The organism is Nocardia sp. NPDC006982 (assembly GCF_042869435.1).
In the GTDB taxonomy this organism is placed as follows: domain Bacteria; phylum Actinomycetota; class Actinomycetes; order Mycobacteriales; family Mycobacteriaceae; genus Nocardia.
Window position 1 is genome coordinate 1 of sequence record NZ_JBIAFV010000058.1, and the last position, 6,357, is coordinate 6,357.

The 6,357-nt window shown below is 63.0% G+C and carries 4 protein-coding genes and 2 pseudogenes; 1 reads left to right on the forward strand and 5 read right to left on the reverse strand.

Translation table 11 applies throughout. The annotated features are described in order from the left end of the window. Positions 1 to 750 (forward strand): transposase (locus ACFYOW_RS49165; RefSeq protein WP_387299037.1); only part of this gene is annotated, 750 nt, incomplete at its 5' end. 471 nt (positions 751 to 1,221) lie between these two features. Here ACFYOW_RS49165 and ACFYOW_RS49170 read toward each other — a convergent pair. The 5 genes and pseudogenes from ACFYOW_RS49170 to ACFYOW_RS49190 all read right to left on the reverse strand — a co-directional run. Beyond that, positions 1,222 to 1,962, reverse strand: coding sequence for an SGNH/GDSL hydrolase family protein (locus ACFYOW_RS49170; protein ID WP_387299039.1), 741 nt, complete (start codon positions 1,960 to 1,962; stop codon positions 1,222 to 1,224). Between the two features lie 418 nt (positions 1,963 to 2,380). After that, positions 2,381 to 2,917: pseudogene (locus ACFYOW_RS49175) on the reverse strand (IS1380 family transposase); the annotation flags it as partial. A gap of 638 nt (positions 2,918 to 3,555) precedes the next feature. Continuing rightward, positions 3,556 to 3,915: a nuclear transport factor 2 family protein gene (locus ACFYOW_RS49180; protein ID WP_387299041.1), complete on the reverse strand. Its 360-nt coding sequence runs from the start codon at positions 3,913 to 3,915 to the stop codon at positions 3,556 to 3,558. 94 nt (positions 3,916 to 4,009) lie between these two features. After that, positions 4,010 to 4,820 (reverse strand): IS5 family transposase gene (locus tag ACFYOW_RS49185; protein ID WP_387299043.1). Its coding sequence is split into 2 segments (ribosomal slippage): positions 4,010 to 4,502 and positions 4,501 to 4,820, totalling 813 coding nucleotides; the frame shifts between segments, so codons are not numbered across the junction. A 1,047-nt stretch (positions 4,821 to 5,867) separates the two neighbouring features. Then, positions 5,868 to 6,357, reverse strand: a pseudogene (locus ACFYOW_RS49190) (hypothetical protein); the annotation flags it as partial.

The window sequence follows — 6,357 nt, forward strand, 5'->3', positions numbered from 1 at the left end:
GCCCTGCTCGGGTCCATCTTCCCCGCGCTGGAGGCCGCGTTCGACTACTCGAACCGGACCCCACTGATACTCGTCGCCGGACTGTGCACCCCCGCAGAGATCCGTGCCGCCGGAATCGACGGTGTCGCAACATATCTCACCGACAACGGGGCCTGGAAACCGGGTATCGGCAAGACTGCCGCCGCCGCGGTCGACGCCGCCGAGCGCCAGAGCCTGGCCCTGCCCGGCGAGGCCGACACCGCGATGCTGGTCAAACGCATCGCGGCCAAGCTGCTCGACCTCGACCGCGAGATCAAGGACACCGACAAGCTCATCACCAGCCGGTTCCGGGAACACCCGTGGGCGGGGATCATCGAGTCCCTGCCCGGCATGGGACCGGGACTGGGCGCGGAATTCCTCGTCGGCACCGGCGGTGACCTGGCCAACTTCGCCAGCGCGGGCCGCCTGGCCTCCTACGCGGGCCTGGTTCCGGTTCCCCGGGACTCCGGCCAGGTCAGCGGCAACCTGCACCGGCCCAAACGCTACAACCGGCGCATGCGGCGGGTGTTCTACATGGCCGCCCTGTCCAGCCTGAAAGTCACCGACGGCCCCTCGCGGCGGTTCTACGACAAGAAACGCGATGAACGACTCATCCACACCCAAGCCCTCCTAGCCCTGGCCCGGCGCCTGGTCGACGTGCTGTGGGCACTGCTGCGAGACGGACGTGAATTCACCCTCGACACGCCGATCTCGGTCGCTACTGCGGCTTGACACGTTCACTGAGAGTCCTTCAGATGGCCGATGCCGCAGTGGCAGCAGCGGTTCCAGCCGCGCCCACTGAGCGTGGATCGGATCTGCTCACCTCGTCACCCGACACTCTGGTCGCAAGGTCTACGGTATTCAGGTTCTTCTTCGACAGCTGAACCATCTACCGGAGACCTCGCTTCATCCCCTCGCCGACACCCACGCAAACAACATCATTCGAATCACAAGTTGTGGCGCCGCGCAGCCGCGCCCACAACTCCAACCGCATTGAGACGAGGGCTAGGAACATGGCCATCGTGCGATGTGCTACCCGCCGTTCCGTCGGCGCAATGTAGGCTGGGCCGTTCCGGTGGCGCCGGTACTGGTTGTCGAATCACCGGCGGGTTGCCGCGACCCCGTCGGAGCGGGGTCGCTTTTCCTGCCCAGGGGCCGACCCTGGCGACCGTGCACTTGAACGGCTGGGCATCAGTTGATGTGTCAGCGGTCCAGAAACTCTTGAATGGCATCCGCGAGTATCATCCCGCCCCGGCTGTTGAAGTGCACTCCGTCGACATGGAAACGCCATCCGTTCGCCTTGGCGATTTCGTCGCCGCTGCGGTGCATTACGAAGTGTTTGAACGTGTCCCAATAGAGCGAGCGGATGCGGAGAGCGGTGAACGCTCGACCGGGGTCGGCGACGATGGCGTCGTGCAGCCGTTCGTAGAACGGGATGTAGTCGAGACCCTCATCCGCCGCTACCGTGGCGATAATCTGCTGGTACTGCCGATACAGTTCGTTGAGCCGTTGCTGCACCGGCTGATCAGAGGCGGGGTCCTCGCCGACCTGTCCCAACGACACCAGCGCGAGCGAGGCCGACGTCTCGGCTCTCAGCTTGCGCACCAGTTCCCGCAGATGTTGGTCGTAGGACTGCGGCGTGGCCGCATCGGACGTACGCTTCCAGCTGCCAAGCATCCGTGCAAGGACGGGGAACACTGACGTCAGGATGTCGTTTCCGCCGATGATCACGATGATGCGATCCGGGGCGGCATCGGCGATCTTTGGGATGCGCTTGAGCGTGTCTACCGCCCGATCGCCGCCCACCCCGAAATTGTGGAATCGGAACCTGGCATTGCGCGGTCGCCTGCGGAGTTCGCCGACGACATCGAATACTTGGCCACGTCCAGCCGCCGTGCTGGAGCCGACGACTGCCACCGTGGCTCTCATCGCTTCTGCTTGCATAACAGGAGACTATCCTCTATTTGACAGAAAGTAGCAAATGATAGCTACTATCAAATTAGTGGCCTGTGGGTGCCCGTTCGACGGATGTGAATCAGTTCGTCTGCCGCATCGATGACGTTGCAGAGCACTTCGACCTGCATGTGAAATGTGCGATGCGCCCGGCATATTGCTTGGGGATCCCCGTTTACCACTATCGCGGTCTCACGGCGCATCGCTCCGGAGGCAGAGCTCTTTGAGAGCTTGGGATGCGGGCTAGCGGGCTAGCCTCGATTTTGCGTACCGAGGGTTCTGATTTTGTTCGGGTTGGTGGGGCGCTGATTTCACTGGTTTGGCACGCGGGGCTGCGGGTGGCGCTCCGGTAGCGGGTCGCGCGGGCCCGTTAGTCTTTCGGGATTGAGTGGGCGTTGGTGGTCGGGTGTCAGGTGAATGCTGCGCGGAGGCGGTGCCATGCCGTGCCGATGGTGGTGGCCCACCGCCAGACGGAGTCGATGCAGAGGCGATCCGTCGCGGCTGCGGGTGACGCGGGCGGCGACGTGCAAGATGCGATAGCAGAAGGTGTCGATCTCGCAAGTCGCAAGATCGAGGTGATCTGCGAAGCCGATTAGTTTGCTCTAGGCGACGAATCGGTTGCAGCGAGGATGATTTCGAGCCGGACGGCGCCGGCGTCGAATGCGTGCAGGGGCAGATTGGGCAGCCTGGTCGCTCTGGCTCGGCGGATGCAGTCCTCGACGTGTACGTGTTGGCGGTGGCCTAGTTCCAGGCCGACAAGTTGCCCGTCGACTACGCCGGATGGTGTCCGGTGATGAACGCGGTGATCCGTAACCCGTCGGAGTCGGTGAACCATAACTGGGCGCCGGATGTGGCGTTCCCAGCGCAGAATCAACCGGGTTCGGGCAGGCGAGGTGTTCAAATCGACCAGGTCGGTGGCCTCGGCGATCCACGGGCTTTCACGGATGCTGCTAACGCACCGTCGGCCAATACCGCACCCGGCGGATAGATGGACCGTCCTCGACAGGTGTCGGCCAGCACGGCGGTGACCGGCGCCGACAGCGTGGTCAGGATCCGCCAGTTCCCGCAACCGTGCCCGTCCTGCCTGTGTCACGACACCCTGACCATCCGCCGACACTCGCACCCGTCAACGTTGCGATATTCTTCACCTGCAAAGTGCCTTCCAGCGTTTCTTATGGAACCGTAGAAAGTCCCGTTACGCCTTGCAGGACAGGCACTTCGCATTTCCACACAGCCCTACCAGAGGACTTTCGCAAAATCTCTAGGCTCATCTGCGCTGCGACCGGGGCAGAACCGGTCTGTGCGGGGCGCACGAGTCAGACCGGGCCGTCGCCGAGTGCGCGTTCACCACCCGGCCGAGCGAGATCGTCGCGGTCGAGGACGCGTGGCTTCGTGGACTCTGCAGCTTCCAATCCGGATGCGATCCAGCATGATGGGTCGGCATCGGTTGTGTGCATGGTATCTCGTCGTAGGCTGTCGATTTGTACAGGCGTTGGTGCCGCACCTGTTGTTAGGCCAGGTCGAGCAGGAGTCCTGACCGCACACCAGTGGCGGCATGTCTCACGCAAACACGCAATGTCTGTGTCACGTGGTCGTGCCGGCATGTGCGGCGATGATCCGCCAACCATGGATATTGTCGTGCAGCCAGGTGCGGGTGTAGCGCATCCTGGCCGAAAACGGTGTCCCGTGCATGGTTCCTTCGACAACGCCAAGGAACCAGGTGACCCCGGTGTGTCCGTCGACGAGCACGGTCAAGTCCTCCTCGAGGAGCTTCGTCATCACCTGCGCCCTGGTGCGGTGGAGCTCGATGTCGTCGGCCTTGGTGTAAACGTCACCACCGAAGGTGAAAATCAGGCGGTCGTCCAACAGCTGATCCAGCACATCGACATCTCCGGCGAGCTGCGCGGCCTGTAACCGACGCTCAGCGTCCTGCAAATTCTCCATGCGTCCCATCCTGTCAGTCAGAGCAGCACACCATTCACGAGTTCGCGATCAGCTGAAGTCATTCCGCCTAGGTCATGTCTCCCAATGACTTGAGTCATTCGACGATGAGGGCCGGAACGAATCCGGCTCGGTAGGTGATCGCGAGCTTGTCATAGCGGGTGGCCACCGCGCGCCAGTGCTTGGCTCTGTTGAAGGCACGTTCGACGACGTTGCGCCGTTTGTAGGTCTCGGTGTCGAAGCTCGGTGCCCGGCCACCGGCGCGGCCCTTGCGTTTGCGATTGGCGACCTGATCACGGCGTTCAGGAATCACGGTCTGGATGCGTTTGCGGCGCAACAGAGTTCGATTCGACGCTGCGGAATAGGCGCGGTCGGCGATCACCACATCGGGATTGCGTCGGGGTGGGCCGCCGTCGAGGCGGGGCACCGCGACCGCGTCGAGCAGCGGCGGCAGCAACGGTGAGTCGTGGGACTGCCCGGGTGTGAGCAGCACGGCCAGGCCGTGACCGTGTCCATCGGCGGCCAGATGAACTTTGGTCGTCAGCCCGCCGCGGGACCGCCCGATCGCGTGATCGGTGGGTTCATAGCCCTGTCACCGAGTCGTCGGGCGCGCCGGCGCCGTGCTGGTGCACTCGCACGATTGTCGAATCGACCGACACCACCCAGTCCAGGTTGCCGGTGGAATCGGCCAAGGCGACCAAGGCGGTGAGCACCCGGTCCCAGGTGCCGTCGGCGGCATAGCGGCGGTGCCGCTTCCACACCGTCTGCCATGGTCCGAAGACTTCCGGCAGGTCCCGCCACGGCAGGCTGGTCCGCAGCCGATACAGCATCCCCTCCACCACCAGGCGATTGTTGGTGAAGTTACGACCCACGTGCCCTTCGGATTTCGGTAGCAGCAGCTCGAGCAGCTCCCACTACTTGTCCGTCAGAACCTGATACCGATCACCTGCCAGCGTCGCCACGGCGACCATGATGCACGATCAACCCTGCCGAGCAGGGCTGATCGACCAACGCCATTGAGAGACACAACCTAGTCGCTTCCCACAGAGTAACCGCCACCAGTGCGCCAGGTGCGTCGGGAACGAAGACCCAGAACCAGCTACATCTATGCCGAAGTCGGCAAGCCCAGTCACTTCGCAGTAGCCGACATCATCGGGTATCCCGGCCATCACCGGATACTGCCTTTGGCAGCGGAGGCTTCACCACGCACCAGGCGGGCAGACCGCGCTGCGCAGAAGTTCAACGTGCGCCTGGCCGCGCTGCGCTTGGCGTGCGAATACCGGACAAAGCAGGGGCTAGCTGTTCGCAGATCCGTTTTCCCGGTTGGTATCTGGCTGGTTCCGCCGGAACCCTCCCGTACGCTGCCCGTGAGGAAATGACCGCGCGCTTCTATCCACCAATGCGCTCCTGCGCTGCGACAGATGTTGTACGAGACCGCCGGATACGCCGAGGAACTACTGCTGCTCGATGTCCCGGCCTGGACACGGCGAACCGGTGCGCCATCGTGATCTGCAATGTCGGCGCGATCGACATCATGACTCAGAGATGTTCCGCCCGGCTGCTGCCGCGCCTGCTGGCTGGGCGTCGGCCTGGTCTGCCTCACCGACTGGGAGGCGAAACGCAGTGCGGCCAAAGCGGATATCGGCACCGAATGCAGGCCTGCCCCGCTGTCGTCCCGACGGGCGGGGAGATGTTCGAAGACCAAACCAAAGGCTTTGTGTGTGGCCCATTCATGCTGGATCAGTTGCGGCATTTGAAGCCTACTTATGCTGGCGAGGACGTGGGTCGACAAGCCCGGGTGCTGATGCGTTCCGGTGCGAGCCATTGATGATTCAACCGATAGGGGCGCAGAAGATGGTCTGGTGAGCATCCGGCGCGGGTGGTCGGTGCACCGGTGGTAAGGCTGTTGGGGGTCTTGAAGGAGTTCGAGTGCCATGTCGATGAGCTCGGCGCTGTCAGACAGCCTGGCACCGGAAGTAGCCCGTTGTTTGTGGTGCTGAGCATGAATCGGGTTGGTTTGTGTTCGTGGGTTTGTCGCTTGGCAGTTCGGTCGGGAGCTCGAACTGGCCGAACAGTTGCGGTTCGATGTGTATGTCGATCGCGGCGATTCGGTCGTGTCTGATGGTGATGACTTGGAGGGCGAAAGCCCGCATCGCACCGTGTTGCGCCTCGGCGTGGTAGATCGCGAAGGCCTGTGAGCCGTTGGCCTTAACGGGTATGGCATTGGCGTTGCGGCACGGGTTGGGTTCGCGCTGGAACCAGCGTTCGATCTGAGTTCGGCCTTGCAGCCAGAGTTCGTACGGCGGCATGAACAAGATCACATCATCGTGGAGCAGCTTGGTGAGGGCCGGTGAGCGGTCCCCGATGACGAGACCACCCGGAATTGAGTCCAGGTGATTTCGTTCCGTGTTCAGTTGGTCCCGCAGGCCACCGGGTGGTGGGTGC